The sequence below is a fragment of the Pikeienuella piscinae genome (genome assembly GCF_011044155.1).
GTDB classification, from domain to species: Bacteria; Pseudomonadota; Alphaproteobacteria; order Rhodobacterales; family Rhodobacteraceae; genus Pikeienuella; species Pikeienuella piscinae.
In genome coordinates this window covers 3,082,239-3,099,677 of the sequence record NZ_CP049056.1, presented here as the reverse complement: position 1 = coordinate 3,099,677, position 17,439 = coordinate 3,082,239, and the positions used below count along the sequence as shown (strand labels likewise).

Annotated in this window: 18 protein-coding genes and 3 pseudogenes; 7 read left to right on the top strand and 14 right to left on the bottom strand. The window is 63.4% G+C overall.

Annotated elements, in window-relative coordinates; translation table 11 throughout:
* Positions 1-80: 80 nt before the first annotated feature.
* The 6 genes and pseudogenes from G5B40_RS14795 to G5B40_RS14770 all read right to left on the bottom strand — a co-directional run bounded on the left by G5B40_RS14795 (position 81) and on the right by G5B40_RS14770 (position 5,298).
* Positions 81-1,160: pseudogene (locus G5B40_RS14795) on the bottom strand (IS5 family transposase).
* Positions 1,161-1,356: 196 nt separating this feature from the next.
* Positions 1,357-2,523 (bottom strand): alanine racemase, encoded by a 1,167-nt coding sequence (locus G5B40_RS14790; RefSeq protein ID WP_165100028.1) that lies wholly within the window; start codon positions 2,521-2,523, stop codon positions 1,357-1,359.
* On the bottom strand, positions 2,520-3,653 hold the full coding sequence (locus G5B40_RS14785) for an N-acetyltransferase DgcN family protein (protein ID WP_165100026.1): 1,134 nt from the start codon (positions 3,651-3,653) through the stop codon (positions 2,520-2,522). The genes G5B40_RS14790 and G5B40_RS14785 overlap by 4 nt, the downstream gene beginning before the upstream one ends.
* A gap of 151 nt (positions 3,654-3,804) precedes the next feature.
* Positions 3,805-4,644, bottom strand: a complete 840-nt coding sequence (locus tag G5B40_RS14780; RefSeq protein ID WP_165100024.1) for a hypothetical protein — start codon at positions 4,642-4,644, stop codon at positions 3,805-3,807.
* Positions 4,634-4,987 carry a hypothetical protein gene (locus G5B40_RS14775; RefSeq protein WP_165100021.1) on the bottom strand — a complete coding sequence of 118 codons (354 nt, stop codon included), beginning with the start codon at positions 4,985-4,987 and terminating at the stop codon, positions 4,634-4,636. The genes G5B40_RS14780 and G5B40_RS14775 overlap by 11 nt, the downstream gene beginning before the upstream one ends.
* Positions 4,984-5,298 carry a hypothetical protein gene (locus tag G5B40_RS14770; RefSeq protein ID WP_246209551.1) on the bottom strand — a complete coding sequence of 105 codons (315 nt, stop codon included), beginning with the start codon at positions 5,296-5,298 and terminating at the stop codon, positions 4,984-4,986. Before G5B40_RS14770 ends, G5B40_RS14775 begins: the two co-directional genes overlap by 4 nt.
* 265 nt (positions 5,299-5,563) lie before the next feature.
* Between G5B40_RS14770 and G5B40_RS14765 the strand changes: the two genes are divergently transcribed.
* The 3 genes from G5B40_RS14765 (at position 5,564) to G5B40_RS14755 (ending at position 6,810) form a co-directional block, all read left to right on the top strand.
* Entirely contained in the window at positions 5,564-5,995 is a 432-nt protein-coding gene (locus G5B40_RS14765) for a hypothetical protein (protein ID WP_165100019.1), read from the top strand.
* Positions 5,992-6,405 carry a hypothetical protein gene (locus G5B40_RS14760; protein ID WP_246209548.1) on the top strand — a complete coding sequence of 138 codons (414 nt, stop codon included), beginning with the start codon at positions 5,992-5,994 and terminating at the stop codon, positions 6,403-6,405. Before G5B40_RS14765 ends, G5B40_RS14760 begins: the two co-directional genes overlap by 4 nt.
* Before the next feature lie 216 nt (positions 6,406-6,621).
* A complete protein-coding gene (locus G5B40_RS14755) occupies positions 6,622-6,810 on the top strand; it encodes a hypothetical protein (protein WP_165100015.1) in 189 nt (62 codons plus the stop codon).
* 58 nt (positions 6,811-6,868) lie between these two features.
* On the opposite strand, the gene G5B40_RS14750 is transcribed toward G5B40_RS14755, so the two are convergent.
* A complete protein-coding gene (locus G5B40_RS14750; protein ID WP_165100012.1) occupies positions 6,869-7,603 on the bottom strand; it encodes a Crp/Fnr family transcriptional regulator in 735 nt (244 codons plus the stop codon).
* Between the two features lie 149 nt (positions 7,604-7,752).
* Here G5B40_RS14750 and G5B40_RS14745 point away from each other — a divergent pair, with 149 nt between their 5' ends.
* Together G5B40_RS14745 and G5B40_RS21435 are read left to right on the top strand one after the other, a co-directional pair.
* Positions 7,753-7,989: a hypothetical protein gene (locus G5B40_RS14745; RefSeq protein ID WP_165100010.1), complete on the top strand. Its 237-nt coding sequence runs from the start codon at positions 7,753-7,755 to the stop codon at positions 7,987-7,989.
* Positions 7,990-8,083: 94 nt separating this feature from the next.
* A complete protein-coding gene (locus G5B40_RS21435; RefSeq protein ID WP_281350516.1) occupies positions 8,084-8,218 on the top strand; it encodes a hypothetical protein in 135 nt (44 codons plus the stop codon).
* Positions 8,219-8,540: 322 nt separating this feature from the next.
* Here the strand turns inward: G5B40_RS21435 and G5B40_RS14740 are convergent, their stop codons facing one another.
* The 7 genes and pseudogenes from G5B40_RS14740 to G5B40_RS14710 all read right to left on the bottom strand — a co-directional run.
* Entirely contained in the window at positions 8,541-8,798 is a 258-nt protein-coding gene (locus tag G5B40_RS14740) for a hypothetical protein (protein ID WP_165100007.1), read from the bottom strand.
* Positions 8,795-9,469: a YcbK family protein gene (locus tag G5B40_RS14735; protein WP_165100004.1), complete on the bottom strand. Its 675-nt coding sequence runs from the start codon at positions 9,467-9,469 to the stop codon at positions 8,795-8,797. The genes G5B40_RS14740 and G5B40_RS14735 overlap by 4 nt, the downstream gene beginning before the upstream one ends.
* A 72-nt stretch (positions 9,470-9,541) precedes the next feature.
* Positions 9,542-9,796: a DUF6127 family protein gene (locus G5B40_RS14730; RefSeq protein ID WP_198590314.1), complete on the bottom strand. Its 255-nt coding sequence runs from the start codon at positions 9,794-9,796 to the stop codon at positions 9,542-9,544.
* A gap of 52 nt (positions 9,797-9,848) precedes the next feature.
* The gene (locus tag G5B40_RS14725; protein WP_165100002.1) at positions 9,849-10,925 is read right to left on the bottom strand and encodes a DUF2793 domain-containing protein; all 1,077 of its coding nucleotides are present in this window, start codon (positions 10,923-10,925) and stop codon (positions 9,849-9,851) included.
* A gap of 10 nt (positions 10,926-10,935) precedes the next feature.
* The gene (locus G5B40_RS14720; RefSeq protein WP_165100000.1) at positions 10,936-14,901 is read right to left on the bottom strand and encodes a baseplate multidomain protein megatron; all 3,966 of its coding nucleotides are present in this window, start codon (positions 14,899-14,901) and stop codon (positions 10,936-10,938) included.
* A gap of 9 nt (positions 14,902-14,910) precedes the next feature.
* Positions 14,911-15,345 carry an NlpC/P60 family protein gene (locus tag G5B40_RS14715; protein WP_165099998.1) on the bottom strand — a complete coding sequence of 145 codons (435 nt, stop codon included), beginning with the start codon at positions 15,343-15,345 and terminating at the stop codon, positions 14,911-14,913.
* A pseudogene (locus tag G5B40_RS14710) lies at positions 15,342-15,704 on the bottom strand (phage BR0599 family protein); the annotation flags it as partial. The gene G5B40_RS14715 and the pseudogene G5B40_RS14710, both read right to left, overlap by 4 nt.
* A gap of 2 nt (positions 15,705-15,706) precedes the next feature.
* On the opposite strand from G5B40_RS14710, the pseudogene G5B40_RS14705 reads away from it, so the two are divergent.
* Positions 15,707-16,975: pseudogene (locus tag G5B40_RS14705) on the top strand (recombinase family protein); the annotation flags it as partial.
* Positions 16,972-17,385 (top strand): hypothetical protein, encoded by a 414-nt coding sequence (locus tag G5B40_RS14700; protein WP_165099996.1) that lies wholly within the window; start codon positions 16,972-16,974, stop codon positions 17,383-17,385. The pseudogene G5B40_RS14705 and the gene G5B40_RS14700, both read left to right, overlap by 4 nt.
* Positions 17,386-17,439: the final 54 nt, after the last annotated feature.

The window sequence follows — 17,439 nt, the reverse complement described above, 5'->3', positions numbered from 1 at the left end:
GACCGGCGTGTCGGTCTTTCCGGCCGCCTCAGCGTGATGGCTGGGTGGTTCTCGCAGCAGTTTCGGCGAACTGGACGGAGTCATGCCGTCGCCGCGCGCCGCTCATGGAAGATCAGGCGGTCCATGTTGTAGGCGAGGTTGGCGAGCGTCAGTTTGGCCTCGGCCCGGGCGCTGCCGATCGTGCGGATGAACAGCCCGAAGCGGTTCTTCTGGTGGGCGAACACATGCTCGACCGCCGTGCGGACCGATGACTTCTGCGCGTTTGCCTGCGCCGTCACCGGCGGCATCGGCTTGCCCGCCGGCTTGCGCCGATGGATGCGGCTGGTCAGCATCCTTCCCGCCAGCCACTTCTCGTTGCTCTGTGATCGATAGGCGCTGTCGGCCCAGACCTCGCTCGACGTGTTCCCGGTCGTCACGAGTTGCTTCAGCATCCGGCCGTCGGCTGCCGAGGCAGCGGTCACGGCGCTCTCGCGGATGAAGCCGAACTTACGGTCGATGCTGATGTGGCTCTTGTAGCCGAAGACCGGCACCGCGATCATGGGCAGAGGTGTGCCGTCGGGACGATAGCGGACCTTGCCGCCGACTTTCAGCGTCCAGCGCGCGTTCGTATCCTTCTGCGCCGCCTTGTTCGGCTTGTCCGGCTAGATCTCCTTCGCAGACTTGCCGGCTTTGATTGCCGCCTTCTCGCCATCGGTGATGCGCTGCTTCGGCGCCGGCACCAGGCTCGCGTCGACGATCTGTCCGGCCATCCGGATGTACCCCTTCTTCTGCAGCTGCCAGTCGAAGGCCTTCATCACCCGCTTCAGCGCGCCGCCTGCGGTGAGCTTGTCCCGGAACAGCCGGATCGTGTTCTCGTCCGGCGTCGGCCCGCCGAGATCGAAGCCGAGGAACCGCATCCAGGACAGCCGGTCCCGGATCATGAACTCCATCCGCGCGTCGCTCAGGTTGTGCTGCGCCTGCAGGATCAGCGCCTTGAACATCGATACCGGGTCGAACGGCGGCCGCCCGCCTCGAGACCCGTCGCCATAGCCGAGACCCTCGACCAGCCAGTCGCGGAAATGCTCGAAATCCACCGTCGCATCGAGAACCTCCAGCGGATCGCCATGCTGGCTCAGTGCCTCAAGATGCTCCGCCAGGCCGAAAAGGCTTCGCTGATCCATGAACCTGTCCCTGCTCATCCCTCGGGGGAGAGTGAATCACAAACCTTCAAAGGCCGATAGGTTGATGCGGGTGTCCACGTTTTTCCGTTTCTTCGTCGACCATTTGCCTGACGACACGCGTCGTCGTATCCATCGGGGTTTCCGGTTTAGTGTCATACACTTTGAACAGATTGCTTTTTGTAAGCTTCGTCAATTTTCAGTTTCCTTTGTGGTTTAGGTCGGCCGGACCAAGCGAGGTCTTTAACACCAACGCCAAGTGGCCGACCTCGCCTTGGGTGTGCCGTGATGGGCGCATGGATTGATCGCCCAACAGTGTCACTTCGATGTCTGGCGCAGCCATGGCATGCATCAACGCATTGTAATTCAAATGAAATCTTACCTCGGAGCCCAGCGGCGGCGGGGTGCCGGGCATTCCAATGACAAGATGATCGCTGGTCGCACCGATCAATGTGCTTCCAACAGGCATTGAAAGCCCCAGAATGTCGGTGTCCTGATGTCCCATAGCGACGATAAAGCGCTTGGAAACACCACTGGCTTGCGCGATGCGACGTCTTGCCAAAGTTGGATTGACCAGAGCGATGGCCGAAGGCGCAGGTTTTGAACCCGTTTCAATGACTTCTGCGACAAGGGTGAAGGCGTCTGTGTACATCCCGTCGATCCTGTCGCCAGACACTGGCTCAACACCCAGTAGGATCGCCTCACCCAGACGAAGGTCGTTGACGCGACCCGTCGCGTGTTCGCCAAGCGCCCAGGGCAAGTTGGCTGAGTTGCCACCAGACACGATCTTGAGGAACGGGCCGCAAACACCCTCAATCTCATTCGCGAGGTCGCAAAAAGCGGCCATTTGCAACGCGGTAGGGGCAAGCCCGTTCAAGCACGCGAAATTTGCGCTGATCCCTTTCAATGCGACCCCAGACATCTGCATGACCTGCTGCGCGATGTCAGCCAGGTTCTCGGGCAATATGCCGTCGCGCTGATCGCCCATCTCGACCATCAGGACGATACCGTGGACAGCCCCCTTGCGGATCGCGGTGGCAGCCAATGCAGTAATGACCAGCATCTCGGTATTATAGCTTGTCTCGCAGGACTGGACGATGTGATCGGCCTGGCTCAACATCGGGGTGCGGATCAGGGTGATGGGGTCTGTCAGCCCTGCCGCACGCAGCCTTTGCACGTTTGTGATACGCGCATCGGCAAGCCCCACAGCGCCACCCTCAAGCATCGCCCTGGCGATGGTAGGATGTCCGCAGACCGCCTTGGTCACACCCGTGACGCTGATCCCGCGTGGGCCCAGGCGACTGACAAGGGTCTGCGTGTTGCGGCGTATCTTGGCCAGGTCCACTTCGATGCGTGGGCAACTCATATCGCGGCCACGGGCGCTCCTTGCGTCAACCCCGGATATGCAGCGGCCACGATCGCAAGCAGATGTGCAACGGGTCTGGCCAATGCATCGGTAACGGGCAACCCGAGTTCGTGGGATTGGGCCGCGATGGTTTCGGTGATTTCGGCCTCTGCCATGCCTTCGTGATTGAGGGTGACACCGATGACCTTTGTATCGGCAAAGGCTTCGATCAAAGCGATCTCACTTGCGGGTGAAGGCATCGGCATATTGGGAAAGTCACAGCGGTGGGCACGTTTCGGCGCGTGCTGAAGGATGACAGCATCCGGCTGACTCCCCCGAAGGATAAAGGCGGATGTGCAAAACGCGGGATGGCTCAAAGCACCCTGACCTTCGATCAAAATAACATCGGGCTGTTCCGCTTCAGAAGCCGCAACAATCGCGCCTTCAAGCTCACCACAGCAAAACTGGGGCGGTACGGCATCCATTGCGATACCGTATTTCGCGCCCTGCATCAGGCCGGTCTGGCCCGTGCCGACAAGGACCGTCTTGATGCCCCTGGCATTCAGGGCTTGGGCTAATACGGTCGCCGTTGTCCGCTTTCCTATGGCGCAATCGGTGCCGAGAACTGCGATCCGCAGTGCTTTGATACTAGCGACACTATCATCGAAGAGGCGCATGTCCTTACTGGGCTTTGGCTTTCGGATGTCGCGGATCGTGATATTTCGTTCAGATGCGGCGGTGGCTATCTCATGGTCGTCGCTCAGATACTCATGCAGCCCGCTCACGATGTTCATGCCAAGCTGTATGGCTTTCAGAACAACGCCTCGGTCCGCAGGTGAAAGCCGTCCTGTTGAGGGGGCCATCCCGTAGATCAACGTATTGGGAATGACGGCTTGATGTGCAACTGCAGCATCCAGATCACCAAAGATAGGGATTTGGTTCATGGTATCGTCGAGGACGGATCCACTGTCTTGTCCGCCATGGGTGCTGTCGATCACAGAAAGAATCCGATACGCTTGTGAATGGCGAACAAGGCCATTTGCTGTCTTGCCATCGATTTGCGCGAAATTCCCCTCGCAATAGACGACCGCCGTCGGTGAGGATGTGATCTGCCTGCCTGACGTCATGCCTGCCGGTTTGATCTGTTTCATTGGAGGTGCTTGCGGTCCCCTGATAGGGCGGCGGACGATATCGACAGTTTCAGATTGGGTTTCCACTATAGTTCTCTTTTATAGGTTGGCACGGAGGGCAGAATTGCCCTTACATGCGTATTTTTAATGGGGATGTTGCCGTGGCTCGCGCCTAGTTGTTAAGGACGCACAGCCCCTTCGATTTTTGGAAATTTTTGTTGCATTCCCAGCGGTTGCCCGACCTGTCCAGATGCGCATTTTCGGGAACGTTTATGAATTCGCATGTCTCTCCTGAAGCTTCGTATCCACGTTCGCACTTCCACCCTGTGCCGTAGGTTGCGTCGTCGAAAAATGCATTTGCGGGGATCGCGACGGCTGCGCACAGACCAGCCTGTTCAAAGAAGCCACGCTCACATGTCCAGGGCTGACCGTATTCTGATCCATTCAGATAGGCGTTGGCCGGAACCGCTATGGCAGTACACTGGTCGCCAGTTGCTTCAAACCCGCGTTCGCAAGTCCACATGGAACCATATGAGGCATCTGCCAGGTACGCATTTGCTGGCAGCACGATCTCCTGACATGTGTCATCGACCTTGATGTAGCCGCGCAAACACCGCCACCGTTCGCCTGAGGGGTCCAAGAACCCACCCTCAGGCACCTCCACTGCAACACATGCAGCTTCATCGGTTCTGCGAAACCCATGCAGACATTCCCAGCCGGACCCATAGGACCGGTTCGTGTCGTATGCGTTTTGCGGCACAACAACGGCGACGCAGGCATCTTCGTTCAACCGGAATCCAATGTTACATTCCCATCCATCACCATAACTTTTGGCACTGGCGTTCTCAGGCATTGGCTGACTGGCGGTTTGTCCAAATGCAGGGAGTACAAAAAGCATGACCGCCAAGATCGAACCGATAAATAGCGCCAAGACTGTTGGTGTTTGCGCAGGGGCACAGGCAGCGATAGCATGTGGATCGCGATGCTTCGTGAGTTGCGATTTACGATCCATCTAAGGCGAGTTCCGCAAGACATGCGTCTGCCAGATCCCGGCTCGGGGCATCTGTGCCCGGCAACGTGGCCCAGCCGGTTTCCATCATCGCATTGCGCTGCTGAAAGCCGGAAGCTTCTCGAAGCGTTGCCAGTATTTCGACGCGTTCCGCATCCTCTTCTGAAATGCCTAGACAGACCGGCACCATGGCCAAGGTGACTTGCTCTGCGGCAAAGTTATCAGCCATCTCAAGGGCACCGCCTGAAGTTGTCCAGCCGCCCCAGGTGAAGCCAAGAACAGAGACAGCAACTGCGCCAACCAATGCGCCGTAAACACCGGGTTTCGTCCATTCGGGAAATGTCATTTTCGATCCTCTGGCGGAGAAAGCGCCGCATCGCTGTGATAGTTCGTCTCGGTCGCGGCCTGATCCCGGCTCAGCGCCTCTATCAGGTCGTTTTCAGAAATCGCGCGCAACTCTGTACGTCTGGCATGGTTGCCCCTGCCGCGCACCGTCAGGTAGGTCGCCGTCCGTCGGTAAGCTTCGAAGCTCAACCCCTGGAGATGCTCTTCTTCGACGAGAACTTCGTAATCTCCAGCCGGCAGTTTGTCCGGGTATCCCGACAGGGTGAACGGGTTAGAAAACGTCACCGTCGATCTGGTCGACCGCATGGTCATCTCTGATCTCCGAAATGTTGGCAGGTCCGTCGTTCACCGCTGTTGACGGCCGTTGGGATCCCAAGCCTGACCAGTCGAACGATTTCTCCCCTTGTACCTCATGATCGTTAGCCTGGCGCTGACACATGTTAGTGCCTGGCGCCGCGCCGGTCGCGATTACCTGGGTGCGATCGCCGGCACTGACCTGTGTAAGGGCGCCGGGACCGACCTGCGTCTATCCTTGGGTAAACAGGGGCGATCTGCGTTCCTGCAACCAAGGAATGGAATGAAGATGGCGGAACCCAATGTTCTCAAACCACACCCGCCCGAGTTCGAGCGATTTCTCTATGCGTCGGTCGGGGAGGACCGGAACGGATATGTCGTCACGGTTCTCTCCACGCTCGCGCGGCTCGGCCTGGATCCATGGAAAGAAACCGCTGAGCTGGTCGCTCTGGGGCGCGATGCGGCGCGAGCGCGGTTGGGAACGCTGCTTACTCGATTTCCGGATGTTCCCACGCTCGAAAGCGATCACGGCAGGGTCGCAGGAGAATTGAGCAAGCTGCTTCCGGAAAGCCCGCCGTCGCAGACCCTGAAGCGAACTGCCTCGACGGTCGCCAACGGCAGCCTGGGCAAAAGCGGGGTAATCTGGACGATACTCGCGATCGTCTTTTTACTGTATCAGGCGATGTCGACTGTCGGGTCGGGATCAGGTCCATGACCGTTTCCGCTCAGACATCGACGCCAATGGGTCATTCCGCGCACAAGACCGGGACGCTATCGCCGCGCGAACAGGGCGTTCTCTGGGACATGGAGGAACACTTCTGGACCAGTGGCGCCGACAACGCGCGGGCGACGACAGCGAACAACGCCATCATGATCTTCCCTTATCCGCCCGGCATCCTCCAGGGCGACCAGATCTGGACCCATCTAAAGCAGAGCAGCGGCTGGCGCTCCGTCGCCATGGCTGAACGTCGCGTCACGCGATGTAATGACATCGCCATTCTCACCTACCGTGTCTCGGCTGAGAAAGCCGACGTACCGATCTACAAGGCACTCTGCGCCTCAACATACCTCAACGATGACGACACCTGGCTGAGGATCTCCCACCAGCAAACCATTGTGGCCTGAGTTCCGCAGCGTCATTCGACCTGCCGCACGCGCCGGGACTAACCTGCGTCAGTGCGGCGGGGCGTTGATATCGGCTAGGTGAGATGTGCCCGCCGAATATTCGGTGAGGCATTTTTTTCCGAGTACCCGAGAAGCGTGTGGGCGTGTCGAACCCGAATGGGTCGGCATGTCGGCGCGCTTCTTATTTCTCGGAACGTCCATGAAAGGACATTCCCAATGACACCCGAACAAACCAAGACAGCCGACAAGATGAAGTACGTGAAAGCCGCTTGGGACAAGGCACCCTCAGGCCCAAAGAAGGACTCGGCGCTGAAGCACTACCAGGCAGCTGAGAAGGCAAACACGGCGAAGAACGACGCCGAGACAAACAAGGAACTCGACGCGGCGACCCACGCCCTCGCGTGACCTCCGACGTCTGACGTGATCACTGGGGCCGCCTGCCAAACAAGGGAAGGCGGCCATCTCATTTCAGGAGCGGTCCGATCTGGTCCAGATATGCCGGATCGAACTCGGCAAGTTCCACCAGCCCGCCATGGTCGTGAAATGTCACAAGTCCGTCCCGAAAGGTCACCAGTCCACTCTCGCGAAGCTGGCGCAGGACGCGGTTTACATGGACCGCGCTCAACCCCAGCGTATCGGCGAGATGATACTGCGTCAGCGGGCATTCGAACCCTTTCTTGCTGCCCATGCCGACCAGCGCAAGCCTCGATCCCAGCTCCAGCAGGAAGTGCGCCATGCGGGCGTTCGCATCACGCCGACCGATCCCTACGAGATGCTCCACGACCATCGCCTCGTCCCTTGACGCCGCCCAGAGTATGGCGGTCGCCAAGCGAGGGGTCTGCGCGAAAGCTTCCAATAGGTCGCTCGTCAGCACTTCGGCTGCCTCGATGTCCACGATAGGTTCGAAGCTGTGGTCGGAGGTGCGCAAGAGAACGCTTCGCAACCCCAGAAAATCCCCCGGCACCTGGAAATCCACGATCTGCCGCGTCCCGTCGGCCTGTAGCTTGTAGGAACAGACCCAACCCGCGGACAGAATATAGGCAGCCTGAGCTGTCTGGCCCTGATGCACCATATCGTGCCCCGCGACGAAGGTTCGGCGGCGCTGGTGCAGTCGTTCAAGCACGGCCAGTTCGACCTCCGACAGAGCGACGAAGGCCGAAAGCTTGTGTGTAAGGGGGCTATGCTTTGCGGATGTCATTGGGGCCTCCTGGCGTGTTGGAACCCAAGAGCGGAAATCGGCCCGGACACTGCTCTGGATCAGTCTGGCATAGAGCATTTCCTGCGAGAAGTGCGGATGCGTTTGAACCTCACCTTTCCCGGTTCACGATGCCAAGGAAGGAAACCCGGATGTCCACGGCGAGGGAACATGCAGGCGAGGCCGCCCTATCGATCTGCGAGGCGCTCCTGCTTGCCTTACACGATCACGGGCTGCTGCCGGAGCACGAGATCGTGGGGGTTCTTCGCGACGCCGCAGCGGCGCATGAGAACGCGGTTGGGCCCGACCCCGAAACGGAAAGGCACCAAGCCGTCGCAGACTTGATCAACGCGATCATCGTTGGCAGCAACTTGGTTCGACGCTTGTGAAGCCGAGCTTCAACGAACTGCAGGAGCATTTAAGGATATCAATTCAATAGAAGCCGAAAGACTAATACCACACGCAGGACCAGGAGAAATTCAAATGCCCAAGGGCAACAAACAACGTGGCAACCGAGAAGCGAAGAAGCCGAAAAAGGTGAAGGAAAAGGTTGTTGCAACAGCAGACTTCACGAAGGGCAAGGCCTTGACCAATCTTGGAGAGCAAAAGAAGAAATAGGTCGCGGCCCAAGTCCCCGTATATCACTGGAGACAGAGCCAGGCGGAGGGGGGAGACGTGGCGACATACTGCATCGGGCAGACTCTGGCCCCCAGGAAATCGACGATAAAGGTTGCCGGAGAAATGCGTAATGCGCGACATCGATCGAGAAGCCGCGACTTAGGGAATGCAACCGCGTGCCTGATCTCGCATCACTGCAAAGTCGCTCAGCATCTCCGCGATCGCCGACCGCCCTGGCAGCAGGGCCAGTTCCTCGGCCGCCCTCTCCTGAAACTCCCCGCTGCATGTCACGACCGGCGGGCATGCTGCCACGCCGTCATGATCAAAACTCGCCGTCGCGCAGCCGGTCAACCAGCTCGTTGCAATCACGAGGACGGCGAGCCGCCGCCTCCAGCATTCTGCGTTGAGTTTCATTGGTCTTCTCCGTTACTTCGAGACGTTCAGCGATCCGACCTGCGCGCTCCCCGGTGCGGCGGGCAGACAGAAGAAACAGAGCAACGGCGACGGCAATCGCACCATAGCGCAGTGCGGCCCTCGCCCATGGGGTGGCGACTATCCCGCCGAGCAAGGAGGCGATCATCGCTGCCCTCTGCGCCAGTCGTCAAGGCGGGCGTAGATCGTGACAGCGATGCCAATGAGCGCCACGGCGATGAACACCCAGCGGAGCGTATCGAGGTATGGCACCAGCGGCAGGACGGCGGACTGGGTCTCAGAGAGGACGTTCTGCGCCACCTCAACCCCCGCGGTGCCCAGCGTCGCCACTCCGGCCGCTCCGCCACCTTTCATGGTGCGGCTATCGGCCAAGACCTCGCGCGCGGGCTGGGCTTCCTCGGCGAAAGCCGTCGCCCGGATGGGGAACCGCTCACCCCACTGCCGCGCCGGGCCAAGATCGACATGCATGAACCCCGATCTCGGGTAGAAGCCGAAGCCGAGGAATCCGACCTCGCGCGCGGCGGCCTCGAAGGCCACCGGGTCGTGGTTCGCCATGGCGATGTCGAAGGCGGCGCCGTCGAGGTGTTTCGATCGGGTCGCGCCGCCGACGGCACGGTTGTGCTCGGGGCTCCGATAGGCCGAGCGGACGATCAGCGGCTTGCCGAGCCGGTCGCGTAGCGCCTGCAGCTTGTCGAGCGCGGGTTCGTTGATGAGCAGCTTGCCGGTGCCCCGGCAGGCGATCTCGGCCGGGCTGAAATTCGGCCAGCGCCAGGTGCCCTCAGGCACGTTGCGCCAATGGCCGTGGAAGGTCGTGGTCATGGGGTCCTCCAAAACGAAGAAACCCGCCTCGAGGGCGGGTCATTGCGGGCTGATGGATGGGATGGGGCGCGGCTACGGACCGCCGCCGAAGATCTTAAGCTTGATGGCGATGCCCGCGAGCAGCGCCAGCATGACGCCGGTGGTGATCATGCGGACGGCCGTCTGCATGGCGGTGCGGCGCACCAGCCGGATGCAGTCGACCAGGGAGCGCAGATCGCGGATGTCGAGCGCTGCCTCGTCGCCGTCGAGACCGACATCGGCCAGCGCACGCTTCGCGCCTTCCTCTGCCGCCCGGGTCAGGATCGCCTCGAACTCGGCGTCGGGCATGCGAACGAAGCCCTCGGATCGGGGTGGGTTCATCGGATCCTCCTTCCGCCGCTCAGCCGATCTTGCAGCCCCAGAAGGACGTGTGATCGGCCGCGAAGTAGCCGTCCGCGACCCGGAAATACCCCTGCAGCTCGACGGTATCGCCCGCGGTGAGCGGCACCAGGGTCTGCAGCCAGATCGCGGTGGCGAGCGAGACGTGGGTGGCCGAGATTTCGCCGAGGGAGCCGCGGATTTCGGTCGTGCCGTTCAGGACGAGCCGCCCGCGCATACGCGCCGTGGCACTGGTGTTGATCTTGTAGAGGAGCGTCGCGCCGATCAGGTAGGTGCCGTCCACGGGTGCCACGAAGTGGTTGTTTGCGGCGTCGAACGCACCCTGATCGTTGGTGTCGGTGTTGTTGAGGCCAATCTTCGTCCACGCGCCCACGCCGACGTAGTTGTCGTAGTTCGTGTATGCCTTGAACCGCGGCAACCGAGGCTGGTCGACGACGCCGGTGGCGTTGTCCACGCTGAGGCCATCGAAGAAGGTGCTGCCGTCAGCAGAGACCGAGAGGCGGAAGCGGTCCGACCCGAAAAGCCCGACCAGCGCCTTGGTCACGAAGCCGGTCTGCAGCGTGAGCCCGAGGTCGTCGCCTGCCGCCTCCTTGTTCATGGTGTAGAATAGATCGCCAGTGCCGCCCTCCGCGACCGTCTTCGCCGTCCAGAGTGCGGCGTTCAGCTTGGCCGAGAACGGGTTCGAGGCATCCGCTGTCGTGCCCAGCCCGACCAGCGCCATGTTCTGCAGCGCCGCGGGCGTCGTCGCGACCCAGCCAAACCCGTCGTAGACGAGCAGCAGGCTCTCGTCCTCGACCCATGCCCGCCACCCGGCGCGTGGCGGCAGACGCAGCCACGCGCCGGCCGTCCAGAGCGCCACGTTCAGGTCCCAGCCCGCCCAGTCGCCCGTCGCGCCCGAGGCGACAATGTAACGGTCACCGTCGGCAGGGCTGCCGGGCGGCGCCGTCAGATCCCGGTCGAGAACGGAGAGATGGACGAGCCCGTCGAGGATCCTCAGTGCCTCGTTGTGGGTGACATGCTTCTGGGCCTGCGCCGCGAGGATGTAGGGCAGCAGGAGATGGGTCGTGGCGTCGGACATGGGATGGCCTTCAGAACGTGAGCGTGACTGTCTTCGGCGCGCCCCGCCCGACGAGGGCGGAGAGCTGGAAGATGCGGATATCGAGCGTGTCGCCAGGCGCGAGCAGCCCGCCCCAATCGGCCGTTTGCCCGGCGGCCGGGTAGATTGCGCTGGTCGTGGTCGCGCTCAGCATCCGTTTCACGGTGGCGCCATCGAGGATCTCGATCTCGTAGGCTTCGACCTCTTCGGCGTGTGGCGCGTCGACGGCGCCCCAGCTGTCGGCAGCGAGTGCCCGGGACCGGCGTGTCCAGCGGATCGTCAGATCGCCGGGACTGCGCGGCATGCGCCACGGCTGCTCCACATGGGCGACCGAGAACGGCCGCAGGCCGGCGCCCGCGGGTGTGAAGGCCTGCGCCACGTAGGTCTCCTCGCTGACCGGGTGGCTCGCCGGACCGATGCGCCAGTTCCACGGGATGCCGAGATCGGGCTCGGCGATTGGCAGCGTGGCGAGGCTGTCGTCGAGCACGACGAAGCGGGCACCAGCAGGCGCCGGGTTACCCATGGCATCCTCGGTCCCGCGCTGGCCGCGCAGGAGCCGGGTCAGACGATACCGGCCCGGCGCCAGCAGCTCCGCCGCGCCCGCCTGCACGATCTCCCAGACGCCGGGCGCACTCTCAATCGCTAGGGCGTTCGCCCCGCCGAACAGCGTCAGGTCGGTGACACTCTCCAACGTGCCCGAGAGCAGATCGACCGCGAGGACGTTGCCGAGGTCGAAGCGCGAGGTGGGGCCCGCATAGAAATCCGAGACCAGCGTGCCGATCCGGGCGCGACTGCCGAACGTGGTCAGCAGCTCGAACCCGTCGCGCGACGGGCTGCGGAAGACCGCGATCTCGCCGGGCCACGGCGCGGCGTGCGCCGCGGCGAAGGGCCGGTGGGCGGGCTGGTCCTCGGTCACCTGTGGCAGGTCGAGGAACACCGCCTCGGGAGCACCGAAGACGGGCGGCCTCGAAACCGCCGACGATCGGGGCGGGGCTGGCGGCAGAGCGTAGGCGTCCCGGTCCTGGCGGACCGCCTCTACCCCGCGGGCGTCGGCATCGGCGATGGAGACGAGCCGCAGCGGGACGGCGCGGCCGTCATGGGCGAGCGTCACCACGTCGGCCGGATCGAGCGCGAGGCGGGAGGGCGGCAGCCGGAAGATCGCGCTCTCGCGGCCGGTCCAGGCTTCCATGAGCGCGCGGCGGCAACGGCGCTCCGCCTCCTCCGGCGGGACGGCCATGGGGAAGGACTCGGAGGCGATCCGGGTCGTGTCGACGGTGATGCGCCGGGCCTCGACCTGCGCGGCGTCGTAGTCCTCGTCGGCGCGGGCGACCTGCCATTTCAGGGCTTGGGGGAGTTCGGTCTCCTGGCCGCGCGTCAGTTCAAGCACGTCGCCTTCGCGGGCGGCCACCAGATCGTCGGGCGCGAGGGTGGCGACCGAGGCCCGGCCGCGCATGACGAAGCGGATCAAACCCTCGGTCTCCACCGCGTCGAAGCCGAAGTGGCGCGACAGCGTGGTGATCGAGGCGCGCGGACTCTCCAGCGCCGTGATGGCGTAGCCTTCCACTGCGCCCCAGAGGCCGGTGACGTCGATCCTTGCCTCGGGCAGTCCCGCGCGTAGACACAGGTGCCGCACCAGCGCCGCCAGCGACACCGCGCCAAGCCGTCCGGTCAGCCAGTGCCCCAGCCGCCAGTTCGCGCCGTCCGTCCAGACGTCGGTCAGTGCCGGAAAGAACGGATAGGGCCGCGCGTCCCAGGTCCAGGCGGCGCATTCGGGGACATGCACCATCCGGCCGCCGTAGACCGACGAGATCGGGTTGTTCGCGGCCTCTCCCCACCAGAGATACGTCGCCTCCAAATAGGCGCGCTGGATGGCGTCGTCCCGCCAGCCCCGCGAGAAGTGCGGCGTGAAGCTCTCGGACGATTTCGGGTCGAAGAAGACGTTCGGCTGGTTGGTCCCCCGGTCGATGGCCGGACAGCCCAGCTCGGTAAACCAGATCGGCTTGGATTGTGGCGCCCACGCCGTCGGCGTCCCGCTCTCCACCCCGCCCGGGCGGTCGTAGTGCGGGTTCGACCACCAGGCGCGCAGATCCTTGTAGCGGAAGACCCATGGCTTGGCGGCAGCGCCGTCCGTGATGGGAGTTCGCACCTGCGCGGAGCGGTCGGCGGCGCTGGCATAGAACCACTCGAAGCCTTCCCCGCCCGCAATGTTCCCCTGCAGGTAGGTGCGGTCGTAGATCGCGGGCCAGCCCTCGGCCGCGTCGAGATGCTCGAACCCGTCGCGCCAGTCAGACAGCGGCATGTAGTTGTCGATGCCGACGAAATCGATCTCCGGATCGGCCCCGAGCGGATCGAGATGGAAGTACACGTCCCCCGAGCCGTCGCCCGGCTGGTGCCCGAAATACTCCGACCAGTCCGCCGCATAGCCGATCTTCGTCCCGGACCCGAGGATGGACCGCACATCCGCGAGCAGGTCCCGATAGGCCTGCACCGCCGGATAGGTGCTGGCTCCGGAGCGGATGGTGGTCAGCCCCGGCATCTCGGTGCCGATCAGGAAGGCGTCTACCCCGCCCGCGGCCGCGCAGAGATGGGCGTAGTGCAGCACCATGCGCCGCAAGCCCCAGTCGCCCGCGACGCCTGTCCAGGAGACGGTCTCGCCGGAGACGCTGAAGCTCGCGGGGGTGGCCGTGCCGAACAGCGCGGCGACCTGCGCCATCGCCGTACCGGTCTTATCCACGCTGCCGGCATAGCCTGCCGCAGGCGAACAGGTGATCCGGCCACGCCATGGAAAGGCGGGCTGGCCGGTCTCGGCGGCGTTGTCGGAATATGGGTTCGGCAGCTTGTTGCCGGGTGGCACGTCCATCAGGATGAATGGGTAGAAGGTGACCCGCAGCCCGCGCGCCTTCATCTCCTGGATCGCCTGCACTACCGCGAAGTCGGACGGCGTGCCGCCGTAGACCGGGCGATCCTGATCGTCGCGGCTGACCAGGAAGGCGCTGGCGCGGCTGACGCCGTTGACCGACCAGCTGGCGGGCGTGGTCGACTTGGCCGACACTTCGACGCCTGGCCGCACCTTGCAGGATCCCGCCCGCAGATCGTCGCCGAACCAGGCGACGACGAGGCTGACGCTCTCGACCGCCGGAGCCATCGCCTGCAGCCGGTCCAGCGCTTCCACCATGTCGGTGGAGTCGGCCAGCGCGTTCAGGTTCTCGGGCACCGTCGCGCCGCCATCGGTCTTGCGGATCACCTGCGTCGCGTACGTGAACTCGCCCGAGGCCGGGATCATGGTGACGGCGCGGGTGAGCCCCTCGGCGGTGTCGGGTTCGGCGAGCGGGCGGAACACCTCGAAGGAGAGCTGCGGCAGGCGGTTGCCATAGGTCGCGAGCGCCAGTTCCTCAAAGACGACATAGGCCGTGCCCCGATAGGCGGGCGTGCCGGCCCCGCCCATCTTCGCCGCGATGAAGGGGTCAGCCGTCTGCGTCTCGTCGCCGGGATACCAGCGCCAGGTGACGCCGGAGAGGTCCATCGGCTTGCCGTCGGCCCAGATGCGGCCGATGCCGGTGATCGGGCCTTCGCACAAGGCGACGGCGAAGCTGGCGTAGTAGAGATACTCGGTGGTCTTGACCTTGCCGCCCCCGCCGCCCTTGCCGCCGCCCTGCGTGGTGGTCCTGGTCTCCTCGCGGAAATCGGTCGCCCAGATGATGTTGCCGCCCATCCGCATCCGCCCATAGAGCCGCGGGATCACCGCGCCTTCGATGGCCGAGGTGATGCGCAGCGTGTCGAGCCGCGCGCCCTCGATGCGCTGCGTCGGCGCCAGCGACGAGATGATCCAGCTGTCGACGACCGAGCCGATGGTGGAACCGATGAAGCCGCCGATGGTCGCGGCGCTGACGCCGAGGATCGCGCCACCGATCGAACCGCCAATGGCGGCGCCAGCGGCACCGAGGACGAGGGTGGCCATGCGTGAATCTCAGCGCTGCGGGAAGAGGAAGGCGAAAGCGATGCGTCGCCGCCAGGATGGGGTGAGCGGTTCCTCGATCACGCCGAGCCGCTCGTAGGCGTGAAGGAAGCTGCCGGGGCCGGTCAGGATCCCGACATGCTTGGCGATGGCGCGGGGCCTCATGCGGAAGAGGATCAGCGCGCCGGGACCGGCCTCGGAGGGCGGCACCTCGATCATCATGCGCCGCGCGCCGTCGGCCAGAACCTCGCGCGGGCCGATCTCGCCCCAGTCCCGACTGTAGGGCGGGATCGGGAACGGTTCCGGGCCCACCACCTCACGGCAGACGCCCCGAGCCAACCCAAGGCAGTCGCAGCCGACGCCGCGCAGGCTCGCCTGGTCATGGTAGGGCGTGCCGAGCCAGGCGCGCGCCGCGGCGATGACCCGATCCGGATCGGCCGGCGTCACAACACGCCCCCTTCGTGGCCGCCGTCCGTCGTCGCGTAGCGCAGGATCGTGTCTTGACCGGGGATGTGTGGAAAGCCGCGGAAGTTGACGGTGTTGGCGAACTTCGCGCCGCAGGTCTCCATCCGCTTGTCGCAGCCCGCGCGGATGGTGAAGCCGTCGCCCTCGGCGATCGCGCGCACCGGCGCTTCGAGGAGGGTCAGCACGGCGATCCCGTCCGTCACGTCATGGCCCAGCACTTCCGTCTGACGCCCCGCGTTCGCGCCGCTGGTCCATTCTATGGTCCCGAAGGTGAACCAGCCGGAGGCGAACCCGCCGAGACCAGAGGCGGTAAACGCCCGGTCACGCAGCAGATCGATGACGGTACACCCGGAAATCCTCCGAGGAAGGGCTGGAGCAGGAGTTCAACTCGCTCCACGCCCAGCGTGAAGCCTGCGAGGCCTATATTGCCAGCCAGCGTTCCGAGGGCTGGGTGCTGGTCCGCGATCAATATGATGATGGCGGCATTTCCGGCGGCACGCTGGAACGACCCGGCCTGAAAAGGCTGCTCGCGGACCTCGAGGATGGCTTGGTCGACGTGGTCGTCGTGTACAAGATAGACCGCTTGTCGCGCTCGCTGATGGATTTCTCCAAGCTGGTCGAGGTTTTTGACCGGAACGGCGTGACCTTTGTGTCCGTCACGCAATCGTTCAACACCACCACTTCTATGGGGCGGCTGACGCTGAACATCCTGCTTTCATTCGCCCAATTTGAACGCGAGGTGACAGCCGAACGCATCCGCGACAAGGTCCGCGCCAGTCGAATGAAGGGCATGTGGATGGGCGGCGTGCCGCCGCTGGGTTATGAAGTGAAGGACCGGAAGCTGGTCATCAAGGAAGCCGATGCTACCAATGTCCGCTGGATCTTCGCGCGTTTCATCGAGATTGGCTCGGGCACGGAACTGGCTCGCGAACTGGCGGCTCGCGGTATCCAGACCAGCCGTGGCAATCGGATCGACAAGAAGTACCTGTATCGCCTGCTGAACAATCGCGCCTACATCGGTGAGGCCGTCCACAAGGGCGACAGCTATCCCGGCGAGCATGACGCTATCATCGACCGCGCGATCTGGGACAAGGTCCACTCCATCCTGACCGAAAGCCCCCGCAAGCGCGCCGCACGCACCAGAACTGACACGCCAGCATTGCTGAAAGGACTGTTGTATGGCCCGGATGGCGCGGCCTTTTCGCCGACCCATACGCGCAAGGGCGGCAAACTCTACCGATACTATGTCAGCCAGTCGGTGCTGAAGCATGGGGCCGGGTCATGCCCGGTTGGCCGGGTTCCAGCGGGCGAAATCGAAACCGCCGTCATCGACCAGCTCCGCGCTGTGTTCCGCCAGCCCGAAATCGTAGCGGGCACATGGAAAGCGGCACGCGCGCAGGACAGCGAGATCACCGAAGCCGACGCCCGCGCAGCCCTGATGCAACTCGAACCGCTGTGGGACGAGCTCTTCCCCGCCGAGCAGGCGCGCATCGCAACACTGCTGGTCGAGCGCGCGGACATCGGCACCGATGGCCTGAATGTTCGCCTGCGCATGGACGGGCTGACCGGGCTCGCGCGCGAAATGATGGCCGATCTCGGAGCATCAGCATGACCCGCGCGAAGCCAGTGCCGGAAACGGTGACAGTGCACATCCCGTTCCGCCTCGTGAAACGAGGCGGCCGCAAGGAAATGCACCTGCCGGATGGGGCATCAAGCCAACGCAAGATGGACAACACTTTGGTCAAGGCGCTGGCACGTGCGTTTCGCTGGAAACGGATGTTGGAGTCGGGGGAGTTCACGACCATCGCCGAGCTCGCAGATCGCGAAGGCATAGCACTCTCCTACATGACGCGCGTGCTGCGCATCACTCTGCTGGCCCCTGACGTCGTCGAATCGATCCTGATTGGTCAGCACGGCCGCGAGATTACGCTTGCTACTCTGATGAACCCGTTTCCACTTGATTGGAGCGATCAGAGGCGAGCATATTTCTCTGTAGAGCGATTACTGCGTCTCGGGGATTGACAGCACGACCCGGACCACCTAAATCTCTGTAATCGAAATACAGAGGTTCAGGCC